The 25,408-nt window shown below is 61.8% G+C and carries 27 protein-coding genes; 18 read left to right on the top strand and 9 right to left on the bottom strand.

Annotated elements, in window-relative coordinates; genetic code table 11:
• The first annotated feature begins 6 nt into the window (after positions 1-6).
• From rpsR to BBJ66_RS23380, 4 genes are all read left to right on the top strand, one after another.
• The gene (rpsR, locus tag BBJ66_RS23395; RefSeq protein ID WP_003547038.1) at positions 7-255 is read left to right on the top strand and encodes a 30S ribosomal protein S18; all 249 of its coding nucleotides are present in this window, start codon (positions 7-9) and stop codon (positions 253-255) included.
• A 148-nt stretch (positions 256-403) separates the two neighbouring features.
• Positions 404-1,390 carry a DUF2232 domain-containing protein gene (locus BBJ66_RS23390; protein WP_049733921.1) on the top strand — a complete coding sequence of 329 codons (987 nt, stop codon included), beginning with the start codon at positions 404-406 and terminating at the stop codon, positions 1,388-1,390.
• Between the two features lie 21 nt (positions 1,391-1,411).
• Positions 1,412-1,990, top strand: coding sequence for a 50S ribosomal protein L9 (gene rplI, locus BBJ66_RS23385; protein WP_049733920.1), 579 nt, complete (start codon positions 1,412-1,414; stop codon positions 1,988-1,990).
• Between the two features lie 328 nt (positions 1,991-2,318).
• Entirely contained in the window at positions 2,319-3,815 is a 1,497-nt protein-coding gene (locus tag BBJ66_RS23380; protein ID WP_071090573.1) for a replicative DNA helicase, read from the top strand.
• 22 nt (positions 3,816-3,837) lie between these two features.
• Here the strand turns inward: BBJ66_RS23380 and BBJ66_RS23375 are convergent, their stop codons facing one another.
• From BBJ66_RS23375 to BBJ66_RS23365, 3 genes are all read right to left on the bottom strand, one after another.
• Positions 3,838-4,140 (bottom strand): AzlD family protein, encoded by a 303-nt coding sequence (locus tag BBJ66_RS23375; RefSeq protein ID WP_071090184.1) that lies wholly within the window; start codon positions 4,138-4,140, stop codon positions 3,838-3,840.
• Positions 4,137-4,841 (bottom strand): AzlC family ABC transporter permease, encoded by a 705-nt coding sequence (locus tag BBJ66_RS23370; RefSeq protein ID WP_071090181.1) that lies wholly within the window; start codon positions 4,839-4,841, stop codon positions 4,137-4,139. The genes BBJ66_RS23375 and BBJ66_RS23370 overlap by 4 nt, the downstream gene beginning before the upstream one ends.
• 67 nt (positions 4,842-4,908) lie before the next feature.
• A complete protein-coding gene (locus tag BBJ66_RS23365) occupies positions 4,909-5,730 on the bottom strand; it encodes an AraC family transcriptional regulator (RefSeq protein ID WP_071090569.1) in 822 nt (273 codons plus the stop codon).
• A gap of 189 nt (positions 5,731-5,919) precedes the next feature.
• Between BBJ66_RS23365 and alr the strand changes: the two genes are divergently transcribed.
• The gene (gene alr, locus BBJ66_RS23360) at positions 5,920-7,086 is read left to right on the top strand and encodes an alanine racemase (protein ID WP_071090178.1); all 1,167 of its coding nucleotides are present in this window, start codon (positions 5,920-5,922) and stop codon (positions 7,084-7,086) included.
• 8 nt (positions 7,087-7,094) lie between these two features.
• Here the strand turns inward: alr and BBJ66_RS23355 are convergent, their stop codons facing one another.
• A complete protein-coding gene (locus BBJ66_RS23355; RefSeq protein ID WP_071090175.1) occupies positions 7,095-7,730 on the bottom strand; it encodes a LysE family translocator in 636 nt (211 codons plus the stop codon).
• A gap of 164 nt (positions 7,731-7,894) precedes the next feature.
• On the opposite strand from BBJ66_RS23355, the gene radA reads away from it, so the two are divergent.
• The 4 genes from radA (at position 7,895) to BBJ66_RS23335 (ending at position 12,464) form a co-directional block, all read left to right on the top strand.
• Entirely contained in the window at positions 7,895-9,295 is a 1,401-nt protein-coding gene (radA, locus tag BBJ66_RS23350) for a DNA repair protein RadA (RefSeq protein WP_049733915.1), read from the top strand.
• Between the two features lie 90 nt (positions 9,296-9,385).
• Positions 9,386-10,006, top strand: a complete 621-nt coding sequence (locus BBJ66_RS23345) for a CvpA family protein (protein ID WP_049733914.1) — start codon at positions 9,386-9,388, stop codon at positions 10,004-10,006.
• A 149-nt stretch (positions 10,007-10,155) separates the two neighbouring features.
• A complete protein-coding gene (gene purF, locus BBJ66_RS23340) occupies positions 10,156-11,646 on the top strand; it encodes an amidophosphoribosyltransferase (protein WP_071090172.1) in 1,491 nt (496 codons plus the stop codon).
• A gap of 77 nt (positions 11,647-11,723) precedes the next feature.
• Positions 11,724-12,464 carry an SDR family NAD(P)-dependent oxidoreductase gene (locus tag BBJ66_RS23335; protein WP_071090170.1) on the top strand — a complete coding sequence of 247 codons (741 nt, stop codon included), beginning with the start codon at positions 11,724-11,726 and terminating at the stop codon, positions 12,462-12,464.
• Between the two features lie 9 nt (positions 12,465-12,473).
• On the opposite strand, the gene BBJ66_RS23330 is transcribed toward BBJ66_RS23335, so the two are convergent.
• Positions 12,474-13,223, bottom strand: coding sequence for a glycoside hydrolase family 25 protein (locus BBJ66_RS23330; protein WP_071090167.1), 750 nt, complete (start codon positions 13,221-13,223; stop codon positions 12,474-12,476).
• Between the two features lie 287 nt (positions 13,224-13,510).
• On the opposite strand from BBJ66_RS23330, the gene cysS reads away from it, so the two are divergent.
• The 7 genes from cysS (at position 13,511) to cimA (ending at position 19,697) form a co-directional block, all read left to right on the top strand.
• Positions 13,511-14,902 (top strand): cysteine--tRNA ligase, encoded by a 1,392-nt coding sequence (gene cysS / locus BBJ66_RS23325; protein ID WP_071090164.1) that lies wholly within the window; start codon positions 13,511-13,513, stop codon positions 14,900-14,902.
• 247 nt (positions 14,903-15,149) lie between these two features.
• Entirely contained in the window at positions 15,150-15,518 is a 369-nt protein-coding gene (locus tag BBJ66_RS23320) for an endonuclease domain-containing protein (protein WP_071090566.1), read from the top strand.
• Positions 15,515-15,991, top strand: a complete 477-nt coding sequence (locus BBJ66_RS23315; protein WP_071090161.1) for a GFA family protein — start codon at positions 15,515-15,517, stop codon at positions 15,989-15,991. The genes BBJ66_RS23320 and BBJ66_RS23315 overlap by 4 nt, the downstream gene beginning before the upstream one ends.
• Positions 15,967-16,476 (top strand): GFA family protein, encoded by a 510-nt coding sequence (locus tag BBJ66_RS23310; RefSeq protein ID WP_406550027.1) that lies wholly within the window; start codon positions 15,967-15,969, stop codon positions 16,474-16,476. The genes BBJ66_RS23315 and BBJ66_RS23310 overlap by 25 nt, the downstream gene beginning before the upstream one ends.
• Positions 16,473-16,949: a GFA family protein gene (locus BBJ66_RS23305; protein WP_049733907.1), complete on the top strand. Its 477-nt coding sequence runs from the start codon at positions 16,473-16,475 to the stop codon at positions 16,947-16,949. Before BBJ66_RS23310 ends, BBJ66_RS23305 begins: the two co-directional genes overlap by 4 nt.
• Positions 16,946-17,908 (top strand): prolyl aminopeptidase, encoded by a 963-nt coding sequence (gene pip / locus BBJ66_RS23300; protein WP_071090155.1) that lies wholly within the window; start codon positions 16,946-16,948, stop codon positions 17,906-17,908. Before BBJ66_RS23305 ends, pip begins: the two co-directional genes overlap by 4 nt.
• A gap of 175 nt (positions 17,909-18,083) precedes the next feature.
• On the top strand, positions 18,084-19,697 hold the full coding sequence (gene cimA, locus BBJ66_RS23295) for a citramalate synthase (protein WP_071090152.1): 1,614 nt from the start codon (positions 18,084-18,086) through the stop codon (positions 19,695-19,697).
• An 18-nt stretch (positions 19,698-19,715) separates the two neighbouring features.
• On the opposite strand, the gene BBJ66_RS23290 is transcribed toward cimA, so the two are convergent.
• Positions 19,716-20,195 (bottom strand): GNAT family N-acetyltransferase, encoded by a 480-nt coding sequence (locus tag BBJ66_RS23290; protein ID WP_049733904.1) that lies wholly within the window; start codon positions 20,193-20,195, stop codon positions 19,716-19,718.
• A 311-nt stretch (positions 20,196-20,506) separates the two neighbouring features.
• Between BBJ66_RS23290 and rarD the strand changes: the two genes are divergently transcribed.
• The gene (gene rarD, locus BBJ66_RS23285; RefSeq protein WP_071090149.1) at positions 20,507-21,424 is read left to right on the top strand and encodes an EamA family transporter RarD; all 918 of its coding nucleotides are present in this window, start codon (positions 20,507-20,509) and stop codon (positions 21,422-21,424) included.
• Between the two features lie 24 nt (positions 21,425-21,448).
• Here the strand turns inward: rarD and BBJ66_RS23280 are convergent, their stop codons facing one another.
• The 3 genes from BBJ66_RS23280 to BBJ66_RS23270 all read right to left on the bottom strand — a co-directional run bounded on the left by BBJ66_RS23280 (position 21,449) and on the right by BBJ66_RS23270 (position 24,368).
• Complete coding sequence (locus tag BBJ66_RS23280) at positions 21,449-22,381, bottom strand: hypothetical protein (protein WP_071090146.1); 933 nt, start codon at positions 22,379-22,381, stop codon at positions 21,449-21,451.
• Between the two features lie 93 nt (positions 22,382-22,474).
• Positions 22,475-23,482 (bottom strand): alpha/beta hydrolase, encoded by a 1,008-nt coding sequence (locus BBJ66_RS23275; RefSeq protein WP_049733901.1) that lies wholly within the window; start codon positions 23,480-23,482, stop codon positions 22,475-22,477.
• Positions 23,475-24,368 (bottom strand): MBL fold metallo-hydrolase, encoded by an 894-nt coding sequence (locus BBJ66_RS23270; protein WP_049733900.1) that lies wholly within the window; start codon positions 24,366-24,368, stop codon positions 23,475-23,477. The genes BBJ66_RS23275 and BBJ66_RS23270 overlap by 8 nt, the downstream gene beginning before the upstream one ends.
• 88 nt (positions 24,369-24,456) lie before the next feature.
• On the opposite strand from BBJ66_RS23270, the gene BBJ66_RS23265 reads away from it, so the two are divergent.
• Positions 24,457-25,392, top strand: coding sequence for a LysR family transcriptional regulator (locus BBJ66_RS23265; RefSeq protein WP_071090143.1), 936 nt, complete (start codon positions 24,457-24,459; stop codon positions 25,390-25,392).
• The last annotated feature ends 16 nt before the right edge of the window (positions 25,393-25,408 follow it).

Raw genomic sequence — 25,408 nt, 5'->3', positions numbered from 1 at the left:
CAAGATATGTCTGAAACTTCCTCCGCTCCGGTCCGCCGCCCGTTCCATCGCCGCCGCAAGACCTGCCCCTTCTCCGGCGCCAACGCGCCGCGGATCGACTACAAGGACGTTCGTCTGCTGCAGCGCTACATTTCCGAGCGCGGCAAGATCGTTCCGTCGCGCATCACGGCCGTTTCCCAGAAGAAGCAGCGCGAACTCGCCCAGGCGATCAAGCGCGCCCGTTTCCTCGGCCTGCTGCCCTACGTCGTAGCCTGATAGGATATGTGACCCCCGGATTGCTGATCCGGGGGTTGCCTCCCTTCCGCGATGGGCGCGGATCGGAACTCTAAAAACCCATGTTGAGACGTTTCTGAATTCGATTCAGCAACATCCTCTAACTGCTTGATGAAGCAGGACAGCGACCTTGAACCGACCGAATCTTAAAACGCTGCTGATCGGCGCACTCGCCGGATTGACCGCCTTCCTGCTGATGCTGGGCGCGAGCATGCAGCCGTCGTTTTTCAGCGCGCTGCTCTATACGGCCTCGGCGCTGCCGATTCTGATCGTCGGGCTCGGCTGGGGCAATGCCGCGGCAATCGCCGCCGTCGTCACGGCAGCGGCGCTCGGCGCGGCTATCATTTCCCCCTCTTTCGCGCTGATCATGACGCTGGTGACGCTCTTGCCGGCCGGCTGGCTCAGCCATCTCGCCAATCTGGCGCGGCCCGCTTCCGAACTCGGCGGCCCGGATCATCTGCTTGCCTGGTATCCGCTCTCCGATATCCTGCTGCATCTCTGCGGCCTGGTGACGCTCGCCGTCATCGTCATCGGCGTGATGATCGGCTATGGGCCTGCGATCACCGACCAGATCGTCGATCTCCTGATCGCCTCGGTCAAGGAACAGCAGCCGGAATTCATGCCTGATCCGGCGGCGACGGCGCAGACCAAATCGCTGATCGTGCTGATGCTGCCGGCCGTGCAGGGCGGCATGTGGGTCTCTATGCTGTTTGCCGCCTATTATTTTGCCGTGCGCATCGTCGCAGCCTCCGGCCGCGGCCTTCGCCCGCGCGAGGACATTCCCTCGTCGCTGCGCATGAACCGCAACTCGATCTTCATCTTCCTCGCCGGGCTTGCCGCCTGCTTCTTCGGCGGCGTGCCGGCGCTGGTCGGCGCGACGGTGATCGGCACCTTCGGCGCCGGCTTCATGCTTTCCGGTTTCGCCTCGCTGCATTTCCGCACGCGCGGCAAGGACTGGCGCCTGCCGGCCCTCATCCTCAGCTACCTGGCCTCGATGCTCATGCTGCTGCCAGCTTTCCTCATCCTCGTCCTCGGTCTCAGCGATACGCGCAAGGCGATCGCGCTGACCCCGACGAAAGATGCTGATGCCCCCAAACAATCCGACACGAAAATCTGAGACACAGAAAGGTAAAAGAAAATGGAAGTCATCCTTCTCGAACGCATCTCCAAGCTCGGCCAGATGGGCGAAACCGTAAAGGTTCGCGACGGCTTTGCCCGCAACTACCTGCTGCCGCTCGGCAAGGCGCTGCGCGCCAACGCCGCCAACAAGACCCGCTTCGAGGCCGAGCGCGCGACGCTCGAAGCCCGCAACCTCGAGCGCAAGTCGGAAGCCCAGAAGGTCGCCGACGTTCTCGACGGCAAGTCGTTCATCGTCGTGCGCTCCGCCGGCGAAACCGGCCAGCTCTACGGCTCGGTCGCTGCCCGTGACGTCGTCGAAATTCTCGCCGCCGAAGGCTTCAACATCGGCCGCAACCAGGTTCACCTGAACACGCCGATCAAGGCGATCGGCCTGCACAAGGTCGAGCTGCAGCTGCATGCCGAAGTCGAAATTCACGTCGAGCTGAACGTTGCCCGTTCCGCCGAAGAGGCAGAGCGCCAGGCCAAGGGTGAAGAACTCACCTCGGTCGACGCCATCTACGGTGTCGACGAAGACGCTCTGCGTCCTGAGGATTTCTTCGATCCGGAAGCCGACGGCGTCGACGAAGACGAAGCATAATTTCGCCGGAGCGATCCGCGTGAGGAAAGCCCGGCCTTAGCGCCGGGCTTTTTCGTTGGGGATGGTCCGGATGTTTTTGCTGCGTGCCCTATGGCGTCGCGCTAAAATAACCTTCTCCGAACGGATGGGCTGAGTCGGCGCCATGCCGTGTCGTGCGGGTGACACTGCCAGTATTTCTCCTGTGTGTCGTCCAGGACTGTGGAGAAGTCGAACAACGTGCACAGCGTTCAGGATTTCAGCGAAGCGGGCGCCTGCTCCTCTCGCAGCCTCTTGATTTTCGCGTCCGGAATTGCAAATCCGGAGCTGGAAAAAGACAGAACGGATGATGATGAACGACGCCGCTCGAAAGATTGCAGCTGTTGCTCCCTCTGAGCAGCATTATCGCGAAGCACCCAACAATATCGAAGCCGAGCAGGCGCTTCTGGGTGCCATCCTGATGAACAACGACGCCTATTACCGGGTGTCGGACTTCCTGAAGCCGATCCATCTCTATGAACCGCTGCACCGGAAGATCTTCGAGGTTGCCGGCGATATCATCCGCATGGGCAAGATCGCCAATCCGGTCACGATCAAGACCTTCCTGAAGGCCGACGAAAAGGTCGGCGACATGACGGTTTCGCAATATCTGGCGAGCCTCGTCAGCAATGCCGTCACCGTCATCAATGCCGAGGATTACGGCCGGGCGATCTACGACCTGGCGCTGCGCCGGGCGCTGATCACCATCGGCGAGGATGTCGTCAACATCGCCTACGACGCGCCGCTCGACATGCCGCCGCAGTCGCAGATCGAGGATACCGAACGCCGCCTCTTCGAACTGGCGGAAAACGGCCGCTACGACGGCGGCTTCCAGGCCTTCAACGATGCGGTTGCGCTGGCGATCGACATGGCGGCCGTCGCCAAGGAACGCGATGGCGGCCTTTCCGGCATTTCCACCGGCATCCATTCGCTGGATTCCAAGATGGGCGGCCTGCAGCGTTCGGACTTGATCGTCCTTGCCGGACGCCCCGGCATGGGCAAGACCTCGCTTGCCACAAATATCGCCTACAATATCGCCGCCGCCTACGAGGGCGAAGTCCAGCCGGACGGCAGCATGAAGGCGAAGAATGGCGGCGTCGTCGGCTTCTATTCGCTCGAAATGTCGTCGGAACAGCTTGCCACCCGTATCATCTCCGAGCAGACGGAAGTCTCCTCTTCGAAGATCCGCCGCGGCGACATCAACGATGCCGATTTCGAAAAGCTCGTCGCCTGCTCGATGATGATGCAGAAGGTGCCGCTCTACATCGACCAGACCGGCGGTATCTCGATCGCCCAGCTTTCGGCGCGCGCACGCCGTCTCAAGCGTCAGCGCGGCCTCGACGTGCTGGTGGTCGACTACATCCAGCTGATGACCGGCTCGGGAAAATCCAGCGACAACCGCGTGCAGGAAATCACCCAGATCACCACCGGCCTGAAGGCACTGGGCAAGGAACTCAACGTTCCGATCATCGCCCTGTCGCAGCTCTCGCGTCAGGTCGAAAGCCGCGACGACAAGCGGCCGCAGCTTTCCGACCTTCGCGAATCCGGCTCGATCGAGCAGGACGCCGACGTCGTGCTCTTCGTGTTCCGCGAGGAATATTACGTCAAGAACCAGGAGCCGCGCGACATCAACGATCCGAAATATCCGGAATGGGAAGCGCTGTTCGACAAGGTGAAGGGCACGGCCGATGTTATCATCGCCAAGCAGCGTCACGGGCCGACAGGCACGGTGAAGCTCGCCTTCCAGTCGGAATTCACCCGCTTCGCCGATCTCGCCGATCCTTCCTTCACTCACTACGAGGAACATTGACGCGGTTTCCCGCATCAATTCCTTAGAGGCCGACAGCCCGTAGCAGCGCAACCGTTATGACGCCAATGGCGACGCTCACCAGCATCGGCAGACGACGCGCGGCGATTGCCGTTGCCGCGCAGGCCAGGCTCTCCGCCCAGCCCGCCGCAAAGGCGGTCGGAGCGATGACCGCCATCAGCACGGCCGGCGGAATGGCCTCGATCGCCGTTCTCCGCCGCTCATTCATCTCGACATGACGGATCAACAGCAGGCCGCTGACGCGGGTGAGCACCGTTGAGGCGGCCATGGCGAGGATGGCGATCATGATGTTGAGATCGAAGGTCATGCCGCCTGCTCCCGCGCCCTGCCCTGCCATAGGGCCGTTGCCAGCCCGGCCAGAGCGCCGGCGGCGATATACCAGACGCCCGGCACGAAGTGGTGGACCGCAACGGATGCGGCGGCACTTGCCGCAAGGACGGCGCCGGTTTCCGGCCCCTTCCAGAAGCCCATGACAAGCACGACGAAAACCGCCGGAAAGGCGAAGTCGAGGCCAATGACGGCAGGATTGCCGAGAAAGGCACCGAGCACCGCGCCCGCCAGCGAAGAGCCGACCCAAGTGAGGTAAAAGGGCGTGACGATGCCGGCATACCAGGCCGGTGTCAGCCGCGTGGCTCCAGCACGGAATTCCGCCATGGCCCATAGCTCGTCTGCGAGGAAGAGCATGGCGATATACCGTTTGACGCCGGAGAAGGACTGCATCTTCGTGCCGATCGACGCGCTCATCAGCACGTGGCGGATATTGACCAGCAGGGCTGCAAAGCCGACACCGATCCAGCTTGCCGGATGGGTCCAGATGTCCATGGCGACGAATTGCGAACCGCCCGCAAAGACAAGCGCGCTCATCAGCGTCGTTTCCAGCGGGGAAAGCCCCTTGGTGGCCGCGACCGCGCCGAACACCAGGCCGATCGGCAACACGGCGACAACAAGCGGAAAAATGGCGCGCATTCCGGCAAGAAATTCGCCGGATGGCCGGCTGTGCTGCAACATGGGACCCTCCCGATTAAGATCGCGGAGGATTAGCCCAGCCCGCCATGGCCGTATTGAACGAAAGTGATCAGCCGGTGCGGAATTGGCAGGGGGTTACGCCGGTGCGTGCCTTGAAGTGCCTGGTGAAATGCGCCTGATCGGCAAAACCGCATTCGAGCGCAATATCGGCCGGCATAAGCCCCTGCCGCAGCAGTCGGCGGGCCACCTGAACACGCCGATCCGTCAGAAAAGCGTGCGGGGTGATGTGATATTCCTTGCGGAAGGCACGGATGAGGTGCGCGCGGCTCAAACCCGCCACTCCGGCCAGTTCCTCGAGACCGACATCGCTGTCGAAGTTCTCGATGAGGTATTCGCGGGCGCGGGCCACCGCGCTTCGTTCCTGCGTATCGACAGGAACGATGATTGCGCTGCCGTGACGCGCAAAGATCGCTGCCAGCACGGAAAACATTCCCTCATCGGATTCCAGCGCGCCCGCCCCGCTCTCAAGCGTTCGATGGGCGGCGTGAAAGGCATTGGCGAGCTGTGGATCGCGTGGAAGCCCGCCGGAGAAAGAGGGCGTCGCATGGAAGGCCTTGCAGGTGACATCCTCCAGAATATCGACGAACAGTTTCATGTCGGGATAGATCATCCGGTAGCGGTAGCCCTCGCCGCCCGGAGCACCATCATGGATGACGCCGGGATCGATGAGATAAAGGTCGCCCGGGCCGGTTTCCTCTTTCCTGCCGCTGAGAGTGGCGATCTGGGTGCCGCTTTCGATCGCGCCGATGCTGAACGTATCGTGCGCGTGCGGCGCGTATTCGTGCGTCAGGAAAGTGGCGCTCAAGCACTCCATATCGCGGAAGCGGCCATCCCGCCAGAAGCGAGCCGTTTCCACGTTGGCAAGTGGCATGGCGTCTGCCGCCTCTTTCTGCGATACGTTCTGCATCCCCCAAGATTATCGCGGAAGCCTGCACGCGTCTTGAACAAAAGTGATCCTAAGACGGGCAAAGGGTGGTATGTGACCGCCTGTGCTTTCCCTTGGCCACAATGCTCTCTAGACTGGCCTAGGCGATTTCCTTCCATTAGTTCACGGCGATTCATGACAGATTTTCCCATCCCCTTTGAAGATGACGATCTTTTTGCTTCCGCCGGCCTGCGGCTGACCGTCGATCTGACTGCGCTGACGGAGAACTGGCGCGACATGGCGCGCCGCTCCGGTGGCGCGCGCGCCGCAGCCGTCGTCAAGGCGGATGCCTACGGCATGGGCATCGAGGATGCCGGTGAAGCGCTCTATATGGCGGGCGCCCGGGATTTCTTCGTTGCCACAGTCGATGAGGGCGTCACGCTTCGGCTTTATGCGCCCGAGGCGCGCATCTTCGTACTCTCGGGCATATGGCCGGGCACCGAGCGGCGCTTCTTCGAAAACGATCTGGTGCCGGTGATTTCCTCAGACGAGCAGCTCGCCTTCTGGATGGCGGTGCTTGCCGATTACGGCGATTACCCCTGCGCGCTGCATGTCGATACCGGCTTCAACCGGCTCGGACTGCACATGGACGATGCGATTGCGCTCGCCGACGACGTTTCGCGGCCGGCGAGCTTTGCGCCGGTGCTGGTCATGAGCCACCTCGCCTGCGGCGACGAGCCCAGCCACGCGATGAACCGGCGGCAGCTCGAATCATTCCACAGGGTTAGCGCCGCTTATGAAGGCATCGATTCAAGCCTTGCCGCCTCGGCCGGCATTTTCCTCGGCGAGGATTATCACTTCGACCTGACCCGTCCCGGCATCGCGCTCTATGGCGGCGAAGCGGTCTGCGGCCTCGCCAATCCGATGCGGCCGGTGGCGACTGCGGAAGCGCGCATCATCCAGGTGCGCAGCGTCGAGGCCGGCGAGACCGTCAGCTATGGGCGGGCGCTGCAGCTTGGCCGCAAAAGCCGGCTGGCGATCGCTTCGGCCGGGTATGCCGACGGCTACATGCGCGGCCTGTCTAGCGGCGGCGTGCCGCTGCGCCAGGCGGTGCCGCAGGGCGGGCAAGGCTTCATCGCCGGGCACAGAGTGCCGGTTGCCGGCCGGATCAGCATGGATCTGACGATCTTCGACATCACCGACCTGCCCGACAACGCCGTGCGCGCCGGCGATTATGTCGAGCTGTTCGGAAAGAACATGGCCCTTGATGACGTGGCGCGGGCGGCGGGCACGATCGGATACGAGATCCTGACCAGCATGGGGCTGCGCCACGAACGGCGCTATGTCGCCGACGAGGAATAGCTTCCCCGTCAGCGGCTGCTGAGCGCAAGGCGGACACCGAGCGCCAGCAAAAGCGCGCCGAGGCCACGATCGAGCCATAGCCCGATTTTTTGATTATGCCTGAGCGCATCGGCAAGGCGCCCTCCGAGAAGGACGAGCGGCGGCTCGATAAAGGCGGCGACGGCGATGATGAGCCCGCCATGCAGCATGAGCTGGGCCCATGCCGGCCCTGCCCCTTCGACGACGAATTGCGGCAGGAAGGCCAGGAAGAAAATCGCCACCTTCGGATTGAGCAGCGACACCAGGATTCCCTGCCGGTAGATCTTCGACGCCGGCAACCTTTCACCGGCAGCCTTTATCAGGCCATTGCCGCCGCCGGCGCGCAGAGCCTGGACTCCCAGCCAGACGAGATAGGCGGCGCCGACCCATTTGACCGCGGAGAAGGCGACGGAAGAAGCGGCGAGCACGGCGGAAAGACCGAGCGCCGCCATCAGAACATGCAGGCAGGCGCCGGACCAGATGCCGAACAGCGCGGAAAAACCGGCGCGTTTGCCGCCTCTCATCGTGTGACCGAGGATGAAGGCGATGTCGGGGCCGGGCGACAGATTGAGCAGGACCGCGGCCGAGAGAAATGCAAACCAGTGCGCAAGCGAATAATCGAACATTTTCCACCGTTCAGGATGAGCAGAGGCAAAGCATAGACACGGGAGGCGCTGATGGGAAAATCATTAGTTTTGATCCGTCGCGATAGCCATTATCTCAGGCACGACAATGATTCGATGAAGCGCACGTCTGCTTCACTCGAGACCCCGGACTGAAAGAGTATTTGATGGCCAAGGCCAGGACACAATTCATCTGCCAGAGCTGCGGCACGGTTCATAGCCGCTGGGCGGGCAAATGCGAGAATTGCGGCGAGTGGAACACCATCGTCGAAGAAGACCCGATGGGCGGGATCGGCTCCGGCCCCGGCAAGACGCCGAAGAAGGGCCGGCCGGTGGCGCTGACGGCGCTGTCGGGTGAGATCGAGGAGGCGCCGCGCATCCATACCGCCATGTCGGAGCTCGACCGGGCGCTCGGCGGCGGCTTCGTGCGCGGGTCGGCAGTGCTGATCGGCGGCGATCCCGGTATCGGCAAATCGACGCTGCTGATGCAGGCCGCCGCCGCCCTTGCGCGGCGCGGCCACAAGATCATCTACGTCTCCGGCGAAGAGGCGGTAGCCCAGGTCCGACTGCGGGCGCAGCGCCTTGCGGCGGCCGATACCGATGTGATGCTGGCGGCGGAAACCAATGTCGAGGATATTCTGGCGACGCTTGCCGAGGGCAAGCGGCCGGACCTCGTCATCATCGATTCCATCCAGACGCTGTGGAGCGAACTTGCCGAATCCGCGCCGGGAACGGTGACGCAGGTGCGCACCGGCGTGCAGGCGATGATCCGCTTCGCCAAGCAGACTGGCGCCGCCATGGTGCTGGTCGGGCATGTGACCAAGGACGGGCAGATCGCCGGCCCGCGCGTCGTCGAACACATGGTCGACGCCGTGCTCTATTTCGAGGGCGATCGCGGCCATCACTACCGCATCCTGCGCACGGTCAAGAACCGCTTCGGCCCGACCGACGAGATCGGCGTTTTCGAAATGTCGGACAGAGGACTGCGCGAGGTCGCCAACCCCTCCGAACTCTTCCTCGGCGAGCGCAATGAGAAATCGCCGGGTGCAGCGGTCTTTGCCGGCATGGAGGGCACGCGTCCGGTGCTGGTCGAAGTCCAGGCGCTGGTGGCCCCGACCTCGCTCGGCACGCCCAGGCGCGCCGTAGTCGGCTGGGATTCGGCCCGGCTGTCGATGATCCTGGCGGTGCTCGAAGCCCATTGCGGCGTCAGGCTCGGCCAGCACGACGTCTATCTCAACGTCGCCGGCGGTTACCGCATCTCGGAACCGGCGGCCGATCTCGCCGTCGCCTCGGCGCTCGTTTCCTCGCTTGCCGGTATTGCCCTTCCTGCCGATTGCGTCTATTTCGGCGAAGTCAGCCTGTCGGGCGCCATCCGGCCGGTTGCGCACACCGCCCAGCGCCTCAAGGAAGCCGAGAAGCTGGGCTTTTCCGCAGCATTGCTTCCGTCCGCCTCCGCCGAACTGCCGAAGGGTTCCGGCGGACGCTGGAGCGAGGTCGAAAGCCTGCCGGATCTGGTCGCGCGCATCGCCGGGTCGAAGGGGGCGTTGCGTGTGGAAGACGAGGTTTGATCCTTTCATTGCCAAGATTGGTGATGATATAGGAGGCACACGATAAGGCACGACACGGCCGCCAAGCGGCAGTCCTGGAGTTGAATTTACATGCCCATTACGATTTTCGACGGTATTGTCATCGGCGTCGTGCTCTTCTCCGCCGTGCTGGCGATGGTCCGCGGCTTTTCGCGCGAGATCCTCTCGATCGCGAGCTGGGGTGGATCGGCGGCGGCGGCCTATTACCTCTATCCGTACCTGCTGCCCTATGCGAAGAAATACACCGATGACGACCGCATCGCGATCGTCGGTTCGGCAGCGGTCGTCTTCCTGATCGCGCTCATCGTCATCTCCTTCATCACCATGAAGATCGCCGATTTCATCATCGACAGCCGCGTGGGGGCGCTCGACCGCACGCTCGGCTTCCTGTTCGGGGCTGCGCGCGGCGTGCTGCTGCTGGTCGTCGCCGTCGCTTTCTGGAACTGGCTGGTCGATGTCGACCACCGCCCGGCCTGGGTCAACGAAGCGAAGTCGAAGCCCTTCCTGGATTCGATGGTCGTGAAGCTGAAATCGGTTCTGCCGGAGCAATTTGCCCAGATGATACCGGCAAGCATCCGTGATAAGCTTCAGCCGCCGGCACAGGGCGGCGCTGAAGGCACCAATCCGCCGACCGGTGACCAGGCTCCGGCGGAAGACGCACCGACAGCGCCTGCACAGCAGCCGGCGAATTGACACAGTGTTCAAGAGCTTGACCCGCCTTCCGGCAATTGCCATTTGAGCGGGACGAAATGAGGGGTCCGGCCGGGCATTCCAGCTCCGCCGGGCTTCAGTTATTTCTGGAAAATGCCGATCCATTCTTGTGAGAGCAGAGGCCCGCAGAAATGAACCAGTCCCATTCCTTCCCGACCGACGATCCGCTCGACGGAGACACGCTGCATGAAGAATGCGGCGTTTTCGGAATTCTGGGACATCCCGATGCCGCCACACTGACGGCTCTCGGCCTGCATGCCCTGCAGCACCGCGGACAGGAAGCGGCCGGCATCGTCTCCTTCGACGGCAAGCGCTTCTACCAGGAGCGCCATATGGGCCTCGTCGGCGATCACTATACCAACCCGATGACGCTCGCCCGCCTGCCCGGCAGCATGTCGATCGGCCATACGCGCTACTCGACGACAGGCGAAGTGGCGATGCGCAACGTGCAGCCGCTCTTTGCCGAACTCGAGGAAGGCGGCATCGCCATTGCCCATAACGGCAACTTCACCAACGGCCTGACGCTGCGCCGCCAGATCATCGCGACCGGCGCCATCTGTCAGTCGACCTCCGATACCGAAGTCGTCCTCCACCTCATCGCCCGCTCCCGCCATGCCTCCACATCCGACCGCTTCATCGATGCCATCCGCCAGATGGAAGGCGGCTATTCGATGCTCGCCATGACGCGCACCAAGCTGATTGCCGCGCGCGACCCCACAGGCATCCGGCCGCTCGTGATGGGCGAACTCGACGGCAAGCCGATCTTCTGCTCGGAAACCTGCGCACTCGACATCATCGGCGCCAAGTTCATCCGCGACGTGGAGAACGGCGAAGTCGTCATCTGCGAAATCCAGCCCGACGGCTCGATCAGCATCGATGCGCGCAAGCCCGGCAAGCCGCAGCCGGAGCGCCTCTGCCTGTTCGAATACGTCTATTTCGCCCGGCCGGACTCGGTCGTCGGCGGCCGCAACGTCTATACGACCCGCAAGAACATGGGCATGAACCTCGCCAAGGAATCGCCCGTCGAGGCCGACGTGGTCGTGCCGGTGCCTGATGGCGGCACGCCGGCAGCGCTCGGCTACGCACAGGAAAGCGGCATTCCCTTCGAATACGGCATCATCCGCAACCATTATGTCGGCCGCACCTTCATCGAGCCGACCCAGCAGATCCGCGCCTTCGGCGTCAAGCTGAAGCATTCGGCCAACCGGGCGATGATCGAAGGCAAGCGTGTGGTGCTGGTCGATGATTCCATCGTGCGCGGCACGACCTCTCTCAAGATCGTGCAGATGATCCGTGAGGCCGGCGCGCGCGAAGTCCATCTGCGCGTTGGCAGCCCGATGATCTTCTTCCCCGACTTCTACGGCATCGACACCCCCGATGCCGAAAAGCTCTTGGCCAACCAGTATGCCGATGTCGAAGCCATGGCCAAATATATCGGCGCGGATTCGCTTGCCTTCCTGTCGATCAACGGGCTTTACCGCGCCGTTGGCGGCGAGGACCGCAATCCGGCCCGCCCGCAATTCACCGACCATTACTTCACCGGTGACTATCCGACCCGCCTGCTCGACAAGAACGGCGAGTCGATGGGCAACAAGCTTTCGATGCTTGCCAGCAACGGCTGAGCCGCCGCTGCTTCCACCTTCCTTCCGAGGGGCTGTTGCGCCCCTCGCTTTCGCAAGCAAATCCGGAACCGGGGCAGATGAACATCAATCTTGAGGGCAGGATCGCGCTCGTTACCGGCGCGTCGCGCGGCATCGGCTATTTCACGGCGCTGGAACTCGCCAAAGCCGGCGCCCATGTCATCGCCTGCGCCCGCACGGTCGGCGGGCTCGAGGATCTGGACGATGCGATCAAGGCGATCGGCGGCACGGCGACGCTGGTGCCCTTCGATCTGGCCGATATGAATGCGATCGACGCACTCGGCGGCTCGATCTTCGAGCGCTGGGGCAAACTCGATATCCTCGTCGCCAATGCCGGCGTGCTCGGGGTCATTTCCCCGATCGGCCATATCGAGGCGAAGGTGTTCGAAAAGGTGATGGCCATCAACGTCACCGCGACATGGCGGCTGATCCGCTCGGTCGACCCGCTGCTCGCCCGCTCGGATGCCGGCCGTGCCGTCATCCTGTCCTCGGGCGCGGCCCACAAGTGCCGGCCCTTCTGGGGCGCCTATTCCGCGTCCAAGGCTGCCGTCGAGGCGCTGGCTCGCACCTGGGCCGGCGAGAGCCAATCGACGCCGCTGCGCATCACCAGCGTCGATCCGGGCGCGACCCGCACCGCGATGCGGGCGCAGGCCGTACCGGGCGAAGATCCGCAGACGCTGCCCCACCCTTCCGAGGTCGCCAAGGCGATCCTGCCGCTCGTCGGTCCCGGGGTGACCGAGACGGGCAAGCTGTTCATCGTGCGGGAAAACAAGCTCGTCGATTACCGGCTGCCGGAGTAAGCCAGAATCTCACTTGGCTGCAACGGCCGGGAACAGATATGCGAAGCCTGTCTCCGACGGGCAGAGCGCATTGAGATCCACTGCTCCCTGAATGCCGTCGACAGTGCCGTTGTCGGCAAATTGCCAGATCGACCAGCGACTGCAGCCTTCCTGTGCCGGCTCCTTGAATACGCTCCGCAGCCAAAGGTAATGGTCGGGGAAGCGGGCTTCATTGCCCTTCAGATATTGATCGTAGAACTCCTGGGTGACGTAAAAGATCGGCTTTTCCGGAAGGGCACCTTTCAGCCCGGTGAAGAAGGCGTTCACTTCAGTCGCCATTTCCTCGACTGTCGGGACCTTGCTGCAATTGCCGACAAACTCCAGATCGACAGTGATGGGCAGGGTTCCCGGCTGCTTCGGCACGGTCGCCAGGACATTCTGCGCCTGGTCCTTACCCGGGCGGCAGAAGGTGAAGAAATGATAAGCGCCCCTGACCATTCCGGCGTCGCCGGCGCGCTGCCAGTTGTCGGCAAATCTGGAATCCTTGTGATCCCCGCCTTCGGTTGCCTTGATGATCGCGAACCGGACATTCGGCTGCGAAGCCACCGTCTTCCAATCGATATCACCCTGGTGATGGCTGACATCGATGCCCTGGATCGGATAGCGGCTTAAGGATGGATTGTTGAAGCGAAACATGCCGAAATCGTACGCCAGATATGCAGCCAATGCGACTGCCAGAATTGCAGTCGCTGCGATCGTCCCCCGAACCAAGCTTCTCACGCATTTCCCCCTGTTTTCAGTCGCTTCCCAACTCCCTATAAACGATTTGTGCCGCGAAAATGGCCGACTGAGCGTGCCGCCGGATCGTTCGTCGCCCCTCTTGACCAAACTTCATTCCCACGCCATAAAACGCGGCATGAAAACGGTTGTCTGCATTATCTGCGGAAAGATTATTCGCTAGCGCAAGCGCTGGCCCGGCCGTTTTCGTCTCCCAAATAGTCAAGATGCGAAACGCCCCGGCCCGCCGGTTGCGATATTTTTTCTGATTGTGCTTATGGGAGAGTGGAATGGGCGGCATGCCGGAACTGAAGCTGTACAACACGCTGACGCGGGAGAAAGCGGTCTTTGCGCCGATCGATCCCGACAATGTCCGCATGTATGTCTGCGGCCCGACCGTCTATGATTTCGCCCATATCGGCAATGCCCGCCCGGTCATCGTCTTCGACGTGCTGTTCCGGCTGCTGCGTCACATCTATGGCGAGGATCACGTCACCTATGCCCGCAACATCACCGACGTCGACGACAAGATCAATGCGCGGGCGCTGAGAGATCATCCGGGCCTGGCGCTCAACGAAGCGATCCGCGCGGTCACCGAAAAGACCGAGACGCAGTTTCACGCCGATGTCGCCGAACTCGGCTGCCTGGAGCCTGACGTCGAGCCGCGGGCGACCGACAATATCGTTGAGATGACCGAGATCATCGAGAAGCTGATCGCCAACGGCCATGCCTATGTCGCAGCCGGCGAAGTGCTGTTCGACACCAAATCCATGGCGGATTACGGCCAGCTTTCGAAGCGCCCGCTCGATGAGCAGCAGGCCGGCGCCCGCGTCGCCGTCGATGCACACAAGAAGAACCCCGGCGATTTCGTGCTCTGGAAACTGTCGAGCCACAACGAACCCGGCTGGGAGAGCCCTTGGGGCCGCGGCCGGCCGGGCTGGCATATCGAATGCTCGGCAATGAGCCGGCGTTATCTCGGCGATATCTTCGACATTCATGGCGGCGGGCTGGACCTGATCTTCCCGCATCATGAAAACGAGATCGCCCAGTCGCGTTGCGCCCATGGCACCGAAGTGATGGCAAATGTCTGGATGCATAACGGCTTCGTGCAGGTCGAAGGCCGCAAGATGTCGAAATCCGAAGGCAATTTCGTCACCATCCACGACCTGCTGCACACAGAGGTTTTCGGCGGCCGCAAATGGCCGGGCGAAGTGCTGCGCCTTGCCATGCTGATGACGCATTACCGCGAGCCGATCGATTTCTCGATCAAGCGGCTGGAAGAGGCCGAACGCCTGCTCGCCAAGTGGCCGGCAACGGAACCCGGCGATGCCAAGCCGGACGAGGCCGTGCTAAATGCGCTGGCCGACGACCTCAATACGGTGGCGGCTGTGCAGGCCCTGCATGCGCTGGCGCAGGCTGCCCATACCGATGCCGCCGTCGGCGCCACCTTCGCCGCAACGGCTTCCCTCCTAGGGGTGCTGCCGAAGAAGGCCGAAATCGATGAAGCCGTCGCCGCAGCGGTCGATGCGCTGGTCGCCATGCGTCTCGAAATGCTGAAGGCGAAGAATTTTGCCGAGGCCGACAAGATCCGCGACGAGCTGACCGCGAAAGGCATCCAGCTGAAGGACGGCAAGGATGCGGCGACCGGCGAGCGGGTGACGACGTGGGAGGTCAAGCGATAGGATGGGTTGGGTGGCAAGAGATACCCCCCTCTGCCCTGCCGGGCATCTCCCCCACAAGGGGGGAGATCGGCAAGACGCGCTGGCTTGCCAAGATATCGACCGCGCGCCAAGTGGCTTCGGCCGTCTGAGGCGTTTGATCAGGGCGAGCGGCCGCTCCTATCCGATCTCCCCCCTTGTGGGGGAGATGCCTGGCAGGGCAGAGGGGGGTGCCGCCGCAGCCTCGTCACATCATAGCGAAAGGCAAGCCATGCCGCATGCACCAGTTCCGCCGCAACGGCGGGCGAACGCCCGGCGCATGCGCAAAGCTCTGACCGATGCGGAGTTGAAACTTTGGAACGAGCTTCGCGCCCATCGCCTGATGGGCCTCAGCTTCCGCCGACAAGTGCCGATCGCCGGTTATATCGTTGACTTCGCATGCCCCGCCCATCGCCTTATCGTCGAGATAGACGGCTCGCAGCACGCCCTCGCCTCGAACATCTCTTACGATGAGATCCGGACTCGACGTCTCCAAACGGACGGCTGGACGGTCCTGCGCTTTTGGAACGATGACATCCTCCGGGATATCGACAACGTGTGCACCCACATCATCCGCACCATCGGAAAGGACCTGCCATGACCACCTATACCGGCGGCTGCCAGTGTGGTGCGGTGCGCTTTCGCGTCAGCGGCGAGCTCAAGGATTCGTCGATCTGTCATTGCCGCATGTGCCAGAAGGCGTTCGGGGCCTATTATGCGCCGCTGGTCTCGGTACGCGGCGCCGATTTCGAATGGACGCGCGGAGAGCGGAAAAAGTTCCGCTCTTCCAATTTCGTCGAGCGCGGCTTCTGCGGCGATTGCGGCACGCCGCTCTCCTACGAGGCACCTGACGGGGTTGCGATTGCCGCAGGCGCCTTCGACGATCCCTCGGCGCTTCCGCCGGTGGTGCAATTCGGCATCGAGGGCAAGATCGGCTTCGTCGATCACCTGCATGAATTGCCCGGACACCGGACGGAGGAGGATGCGCAAGCCGCCCCCTTCGTGCTCGACCTCGTCTCCTACCAGCATCCCGATCATGAGACACAGGCATGGCCAGCCAAGGAGTTGAGATGACCGCGCAGACGAACACAAACGGCGGGTGCCAGTGCGGGGCGGTGCGTTACCGCGCCGAAGGCGAACTCGGTTATCCCCATCTTTGCCATTGCCGTATGTGCCAGAAGGCGGCCGGCAATTATTTCATGCCGCTTGGCGGCGTGATGCACAGCAATTTGACCCTGACGCGCGGCGCGCCGAAATGGTTCCAGTCCTCGGATCTGGTGCGACGCGGTTTCTGCGGCGATTGCGGCACGCCACTGTTCTATGACATTCCGGGGACGGATTTCATCAACATCACGCTCGGCTCACTGGACGATCCCGACGCGGTCAAACCGGTGATGCAATCGAACACCGGCCGCAGGATGTCCTGGTTTCACGCGCTCCCCAGCCTGCCGGTGGAACCGGAGCCCGAAACGCCCGACCGCGAGGACGCGATTGCGGCAAGCAACCATCAGCATCCCGACCACGACACGAAAAACTGGCCCCCTGGAGAAAGCTCATGACGGACAGGATAAGAACAGGAGGCTGCCAGTGCGGCGCCGTGCGCTTCCGCATCTCGGGCAAGTTGGGGCGACCCTCGATCTGCCATTGCCGCATGTGCCAGAAACAGTTCGGCGGCTTCTTCTCCGCGCTCGTCACCGCACCCGAGGACGGGATGGAATGGACGCGCGGCGCGCCGAGCTATTTCCAGTCCTCGGTCAATATCGACCGCGGCTTCTGCAGCAATTGCGGCACGCCGATGACCTATCGCCATCCTGGTGGCCTGGAGCTTGCAATCGGTACTTTCGACGACCGCAGCGATCTGGCACCGCTGATCCAGGTGAATTACGAGGCCCGCCTGCCCTGGGTCGAGGAGATCTTCGAGGCGCCGGTGCTGAAGGATCAGGATTTCTATGCACGGCAGGAGGCGATCATCTCCTTCCAGCATCCCGATCACGATACTTCAGTCTGGCCAGCGAAAGGCGTGAAAATATGACCGAAATTCTGCGCACGCTCTATCCCGAAATCGAAGCCTATGCCTCCGGCCATCTCGATGTCGGCGACGGCCATGTGATCTACTGGGAGCGGTCGGGAACGCCTGGCGCCAAGCCCGCCGTCTTTCTGCATGGCGGCCCCGGCGGCGGCTTCTCGCCCGCTCATCGCCGGCTTTTCGATCCGGCCCTCTACGACGTCATGCTGTTCGACCAGCGCGGCTGCGGCAGGTCGACGCCGCATGCGGAACTCAATGCCAACACGACCTGGCACCTCGTCGCCGATATCGAGCGTCTGCGCGAGATGGCCGGTGTCGAGAGCTGGCAGGTGTTCGGCGGCTCCTGGGGCTCGACGCTGGCGCTCGCCTATGCAGAGGCGCATCCGGAGCGCGTCTCCGAACTCATCCTGCGCGGCATCTATACGCTGACCAAGGCCGAGCTCGACTGGTACTATCAGTTCGGCGTCTCGGAAATGTTCCCGGACAAATGGGAGCGTTTCATCGCGCCCATTCCGCCGGAGGAGCGGCATGAGATGATGCATGCCTATCATCGCCGCCTGACGCATGAAGACCGGAGCGTGCGCCTTGCCGCCGCGCAGGCCTGGAGCATCTGGGAGGGCGAAACGATCACGCTGCTGCCCGAACCTTCGACGAGCGGCAAGTTCGAGGAACCGGAATTCGCCTATGCATTCGCCCGCATCGAGAACCATTTCTTCGTCAATGCCGGCTGGATGGACGAGGGACAGCTGATCCGCGATGCCGACAGACTGAAGGATATTCCCGGCGTCATCGTGCATGGCCGCTATGATATGCCCTGCCCGGCCAAATATGCCTGGCTCCTGCACAAGGCCTGGCCGAAGGCGGAGTTTCACCTGATCGAGGGTGCGGGCCATGCCTATTCGGAGCCCGGCATTCTCGACCAACTGATCCGGGCGACGGACAAGTTTGCCGGGAAGATAAACTGATTGTTTGAGGTAGCCCCTCACCCTAGCCCTCTCCCCGCGCGCGGGGAGAGGGACGAGCTCTGCAGTACGGCGCGGCATATCCCTTCTCCCCGTCGGAACGGGGAGAAGGTGGCGGCAGCCGGATGAGGGGCAGCATCCGCATTCCAACAACACCCGCCTGCCGGGAGGAAACGACATGAAAGAACGCATCTACCTCTTCGACACGACGCTCCGGGACGGGCAGCAGACGCCCGGCATCGATTTCTCGGTCGAGGATAAGATTGCGATCGCCGCGCTGCTGGACGAATTCGGCATCGATTACGTCGAGGGCGGCTATCCCGGCGCCAATCCGACCGACACGGCCTTTTTCAGCGAGAAGCGCACCAGCCAGGCCAGCTTCGTCGCCTTCGGCATGACGAAGCGGGCGGGCGTTTCTGTCTCCAACGATCCCGGCATTGCCGGGCTGCTGCAGGCGAAATCCGACGCCATCTGTTTCGTCGCCAAGAGCTGGGACTATCATGTCGCGGTAGCACTCGGCTGCACCAACGAAGAAAACCTCGAAAGCATCGCCGAAAGCGTCAAGGCGGCGGTCGGCGCCGGCAAGGAGGCGATCGTCGACTGCGAGCATTTCTTCGACGGCTTCAAGGCCAATCCGGCCTATGCGCTTGCCTGTGCCAAGACCGCCTATGAGAGCGGCGCGCGCTGGGTGGTGCTCTGCGACACCAATGGCGGCACGCAGCCGCCGGAGGTCCGCGCCATCGTCGAGGCGGTAATCGCCTCAGGCGTTCCCGGCCGCTGTCTCGGCATCCATGCCCATAACGACACCGGCCAGGCCGTCGCCAACTCACTGGCTGCCGTCGAAGCCGGCGTCCGGCAGATCCAGGGCACGCTGAACGGCATCGGCGAGCGCTGCGGCAATGCCAATCTGGTAACGCTGATCCCGACATTGGCGCTGAAGAGCGCCTATAACACACGCTTCGAAACGGCGATCGACGAAGAGCGGCTGCTCAACCTCACCCGGCTCTCGCATGCCTTCGACGAGCTGCTCAACCGCTCGCCCGATCACCAGATGCCCTATGTCGGCGCTTCCGCCTTCGCCACCAAGGCCGGCATCCATGCATCGGCGCTGCTCAAGGATCCGCGGACCTATGAACATGTGCCGCCTGAGAGCGTCGGCAATTTCCGCAAGGTCATGGTCTCGGACCAGGGCGGCAAGGCGAATTTCATCAATGCGCTGAAGCGGCGCGGCATTACGGTAGCCAAGGACGATCCGAAGCTCGATCTGCTGATCTCGATCGTCAAGGAACGTGAATCCATCGGTTATGCCTATGAGGGCGCGGATGCGAGCTTCGAGCTGCTCGCGCACCGCACGCTCGGCACGATCCCTGAGTTTTTCACCATCGAAGGCTTCCGGGTGATGATCGAGCGGCGCTTCGACAGTCTTGGCCGCGTGAAGATCGTCTCGGAGGCGGTGGTCAAGATCACCATCGACGGCCAGACTCTGATGTCGGTTGCCGATGCCGAAGGCCCGGTCAACGCGCTCGATCTGGCGCTGCGCAAGGATTTCGGCAAATACCAGCACGAGATCGACGATCTGGTGCTCGCCGATTTCAAGGTGCGTATCCTCAATGGCGGCACGGCGGCGATCACCCGGGTGCTGATCGAATCCACCGACAGCGACGGCGTGCGCTGGTGGACGGTCGGCGTTTCGGAGAACATCATCGACGCCTCGTTCCAGGCGCTGATGGATTCCGTCATCTACAAGCTGATGAAGAACCGGCAGCTCGCCGGCAAGATCGCGGCGGAATAATCTGTTCCGCCGGTTCGGCTAACCGCGGGCAAACGCCGCCAGCGTCTCGCCCGTCATCCGATAGCGGATCCATTCCTTCTGCGGCTCCGCGCCAATCGCCTCGTAGACACGGATCGAGGGTTCGTTCCAGTCGAGCACGCTCCATTCGAAGCGGCCGCAACCCTTCTCCAGCGCGATCTGCGCCAGGCGCCGCAAAAGCGCCTTGCCGGCGCCCGAACCGCGCGCGTCCGGTGTTACGTAGAGATCTTCCAGATAAAGGCCGTTCTTCGCTTGCCAGGTCGAATAGCTGAAGAAATAAACCGCCATGCCGATGGCTTGACCCTCGCGTTCGCAGATCAGCGCATGCGTGACTGAACCGTCGCCGAAGATTGCCGCACGCGTGCTCTCCTCGGTCGCCTCGACCTCGTGGATCGCCTTTTCATAATCGGCCAATTCGCGGACAAATCGCAGGATCGTTGCCGCGTCTGAAGGCGTTGCCGGGCGTACGGTAAGGGTCATGTGAGAGGCTCCTGATCTGGCGCTTGGCGTTCCAGATGAAAGAACCTGCCGGGCCTGTCAACTGAATGCGCAGATCATCAGCGGTTTGCGAGTTTGTTCCCTCGATTGGTCCCGCCTGTCGCCTGCCCGCGGCAGTCTGGAACAGGATTCGGATTTTTGGAGGCCGATACCAGCCTTTGCCGCTATCATCCGTTCATTCTTCCCCTATCCGCTTCAAATCCTCTTAGCCTTTATTCAATGAAATGAATTGGCCTATTCACGGCGCTTAAGCTAGGCCGGATCAGAAGAAGAACAAAGATGGAAACAGCCCGATGTCGACCGATGCAACCGTTCCCTTGGCCAAGAACGAAGACAGTCCGCGCGGTTTCGCCTTCGCGCTGACGGCCTATCTGCTCTGGGGCTTCCTGCCGATCTACATGAAGGCGGTGGCGCATATCTCGCCAGCCGAGGTGATCGCCCACCGCATCGTCTGGTCGCTGCCGCTGGCCGGCATCGTGCTGATCGTGCTCGGGCGCACCAATGATATAGCGACGGCGTTGCGCTCGCCGCGCATGCTGGCAATGGCGGCGCTGACCGCCTCGCTGATCACCGTCAACTGGGGCACCTATGTCTGGGCGATCGGCGCCGGCCATTCGCTCGACGCAGCACTCGGCTATTTCATCAATCCGCTGTTCAGCATCTTCCTCGGCGCGGTGCTCCTCAAGGAGAAGCTGCAGCCGCTGCAGATCGCGGCGATCGCTCTGGCAGCGCTTGCCGTCGCCATTCTTGCATTCGATAGCGGCGGCATTCCGTGGGTGGCGCTGACGCTGGCAATCAGTTGGGGTTTTTATGCCTTGCTCCGCAAGACGCTGCCGCTCGGGCCGAACCAGGGCTTCTTCCTCGAAGTGCTGATCCTCAGCGGGCCTGCCCTTCTCTATATCCTCTATCTCGAATTCGGCAGCGGCCAGGGCCATCTCTACCGCACCGGCCTTGCCGACACGACGCTGCTGCTCGGCTGCGGCGTCATCACCGCCGTGCCGCTGATGATCTATGCCAATGGCGCCAAGCTGCTGAAGCTCTCGACGATCGGCATCATGCAGTATATCGCGCCGACGATGATCTTCCTGATCGCGGTCTTTATCTTTCACGAGCCGCTCGGCACGGCGCGCATGATCGCCTTCCCGCTGATCTGGGCGGGGCTGTTCCTCTATAGCTGGTCGATGCTGAAGGGAAGCCGCGGAAGGATGTAGCGTCCCAAACCCGACCAACTTGGCTCAAAGCCAGGATAGCAGAGCCGTGCGGAAAAGGATTCCAGCCAATGCGCTGAATACTGCGACGCCTGCTACCGAGCGAAGCGTCGGCACCGAAGCAATAAGAATGGAGAGGCCGGGAAGGTCGAGAGGGTTTAGCAGAAATGCGGATCCGTGAATGATTTTCTCTGGTGGAAGACTCAGTTCGTTGTGGGCGTCAATTAACAGCGTGACCGTTGCGCTCGCTCCTGCCAGGCATTTTGTGAGGAAGAACAGGACATCCTGCTGCGAGGCGCCGAGCAGCTGAAGCAGTGGCTGCGCAACGGACGTGAAGGCCGAAAGTGCGCCTGTGCTTTTGGTTAGCCTTACCAGAGCAAGTGAGATCACGAGCACCGGCAGGATCGAAGCAACCACGCCAATGGCATCTGCGCCACCGCGATTGATCGCGGCCAGGAGATTGCGCCTGACGACGAGGTGGTCATCCGCCCTGTCGCAGGAACAGTTCTTTCCAGGAGAGGAACGGCGACCAACGATCCAACCGGCCAGAGTGGACGCAACGAGCGCTCCGCAAATGCCGTTTATTATGATCAAGCCGGGATCGACACCGAGGCTTGCCAGCGGAAAACTGGCATTCGCCGGCGCCGCCGCAAGCACCGCGGCAAAGGCGGCGGCCATAAATTTCTCGGATGTTCTTTTATGCGCCATCAGCGTCAGGGCGGCGATCGGGGCAGCCGAACTTACGAGGCTGAGCTGGATGATTGCCAAAACCCCAAAACCGTCCAGACCGAAAGGTCTGAACAGCGGGTTTACCTTGCCGGCGATTAATCGCAGTGCGCTCACGTTTTCGAGGTAGCGCATCAGCGAAAATGTCACGATCATGAGAGGCAGAAAGGTGAATACCGCGATGTCGACGGCACTTCGTCCGGCATCCAGTATGGCAGTGATCAGAATTGTCATAGGCACGAATGGCTCGATGGCCGGCGAATGCGCGGCCGGCTTGATGGAGGAAGCAGGCTCCGGATCCGATGCCGGAGTTCCTTCGTTCAGACGCTATTCCGGTTTGAAAGCTTCATCGAAGAAGCGGACGATCTCGGAATAGGCCTGCATGCGGTGGCTCTCCATAAGGGCGAGATGTGTCGCCTCCCCGATTTCCACCCATCGCCTGTAGGAGGCGCCGGTCAGTTGCTCGAAATAGCCCCGCGCCAGATCGAGCGGAACGTCGATGTCCCATTCGCCGTGCAACAGCAGCACCGGCGCGCGAATCTCGCCCGGTTGATAATATGGGATTCCAGCTCGCCAGTAGGTGCGGATGTCTTGGATCGGCCCGTTGGTGGCGCGGAGTTTACCTTGCTCCCTGTCGCCTTGCGACGTCTCCTCCGAGAGCGTCAATTCGGACCAAAGATCGAACCAGCCCTCGGGCACCAGACGTTCACGCGCGTATTCTGGTGCGGTGCCCAGCCAACGCGCCAGGGCCGCATTGACGGGAACAAGCCTGTAGGAGCCGAGGGCACCGCCCTGGTCGATGGGGATGGGAACGTCACTCAGCCATTGCGGCGCGAGCAGCGCGAGCTTGACGACCTTGTCGGCGTTGCGAGCAGCATATGCGCCGGCCACGGTACCGCCCCACGACATTGCGAAGACGTTGACAGCCTTCAGGCCCCGAAGTCGAAGCACGAAGTCGACAGCCGTTGCGAAGTCGGCGACGCCGGTGTCGGTGGAGACAAGCGGCGGGTTTGCATCGGCCTCCGCCTGCATTTCCGGTGGGCGGGTCGATTTTCCATACCCCCGGACATCGACCGCAAAGACGTCGAACCCTCGATGAGCCAGAAAGTCGATGAAGGACATTCCATTGAAGGGAACGTCGTAAAGACTTCCGGACGAGAAGGTCGCTCCATGCACCATTACGATAGTTTTCTCCGCAAGAAAGACTTTGTGGTCCTTCCTTCGCTTATTGCGCAGATAAAGCTTGATGCCCTCGGTTCCGCTATCGACGTAATGCTCGTCGAATACGACCTGGCTGGCGTCAAAAACTGAAGACGCGAACTCGTTGTTAGACATAGGACCACCTGAATTTTTCGCCGTCGCGGGTGACATAACCAGCAGAAGAACCGGGGAAATGCGTGGAGAAGTACATGGCGCGATTATCGGCGGCGAGTTCGAGGATGCGCCGTCTGGACCGCGCAGCTCGATCGTGGAATTCGCAGAAGACCGTGTTGAGGTCGGGCCGTTCCACCTGGATTGGATGGTGCATGACATCGCCGGCGAAGATTGCCGCTTCATTGTCCGCCTCCAGCACAACGGACATATGGCCGATGCTGTGCCCAGGCGTCGGTAAGAAGGTGAATCGATCGAGGAAAGGAGCGCCTGCGTCGTCGATGAAATCGGCAAGCCCCGCCTCGATCACGGGCCTTACGCTGTCTTCATAGACGCCGAAACTGGGAATGTTGACGTCGTTGTGACTCGCCGTCGACGCGTAATATTCCTGCTCGGCGCGCGGGAAGACGTAGCGGGCGTTTTTGAAAGTCGGGATCCATCTTCCGTCCTGAAGGACGGTATTCCAGCCGGAGTGATCGACGTGGAGATGGGTATTTATGACGAAGTCGACGTCTTCGGGCTCGACACCCGCGTGACGCAGCCTATCCAGAAACGGAATGGTCTGATGATGGAAGCCGGAATTGCGCGGTCTTTCCTTGTCGTTACCCGAACCGGTATCGATGAGGATGACGTGGTCGGGCGTGGTAACAAGCCAGCTATGGATGCTCACTATAAGGGCATCGCGGCCCTCGTCCATATCGATGGTGGAAAGCCGCGGCTCGACCGCCTTGATCTCCTCAGGTCCGGCAGCCGGGTAGAGGAAAGAGGGCGGAACGTTGTGCAGATACTGCTCCTGCACCTTTCTCACTGTCACGCCGGCAATACGATATTCCTTTCCAAGATTGCTCATGGAACTTCCTTTCGAGTTGAACTGGAACCGGGACAGCGCTGTCTGATGGCTATGGACAGTAGGAAAAATTCATGCAACGATCAAATCGATGAACGAAATTGTCTCCATCGATCATTTCAATTTGTGGTGTTTCGACCTCAATCTGCTGGTCGCGTTCGATGCGCTCATGAAGGAGCGGAGCGTGACGAAAGCTGCTGTTCGCCTGAAAATCCAGCAGCCCGCCATGAGCCATAATCTCGGCACTCTTCGGACATTGCTTCAGGACGAGCTTTTTGTGCGTGTCGGCCAGGTCATGCAGCCGACCCATCGGGCGTTGCGTTTCGCCGAAGCCGTAGAGCAGATACTCAGCCGCACGCAGCAGGCGATCGTAACGCCGGTAGTCTTCGAGCCCAATCAGGCCGAGCAGATATTCCGCATCGGCTTTTCCAGCGAGCTTGAGGTGCTGCTCGTGCCGCGCCTCGCCGCTATTTTGAACGAAACGGCCCCCGGTATCAAAGTGCTTGCGCGAGCGGTCAACCCCGAACTGGTCCACAAGCTTATGGACGACAATGTAATCGACCTCGGCGTCGGTTGCTACGATGACGGCAGCAACAGACATCGGCGGAGCCTACTGTTCGAGCAATCGCTGATGTGTTGTTACAATCCTAAACTTCTCGATCTTCCTGAAACTTTGGACCGCGATAGCTATGTGGGGCTGAAGCATGCACTCGTTTCCCAAAAGGACGCGATCGAAGGCTGCATCGATGATGCGTTGAAGCGGATCAAGGTGCGACTGGACGTGTCGGTGGCAGCGCCGGAATTCCTGACCGTGCTTACTGCTGTCCTCGAAGCGCCCCTGATCGCGACCCTGCCGACAAGGATCGTGAAGCGGTATGCCGGCCTTTTCGGCTTGGCGACCGCCGAGGTTCCCCTCGATTTAACGGTGAGTCCGATATCGATGGTTTGGTCGGCGGCAAGCGAGAATGATCCCGCCAATCAATGGATGCGATCTCAGGTGGCTCGGCTTGTTTCGGCCTACAGCTGAATATGCCGCCACAGGG

It is taken from the genome of Rhizobium sp. RSm-3, assembly GCF_001854685.1.
Taxonomy (GTDB): Bacteria; Pseudomonadota; Alphaproteobacteria; order Rhizobiales; family Rhizobiaceae; genus Rhizobium; species Rhizobium ecuadorense.
This window is presented reverse-complemented; position numbering and strand designations above follow the sequence as displayed.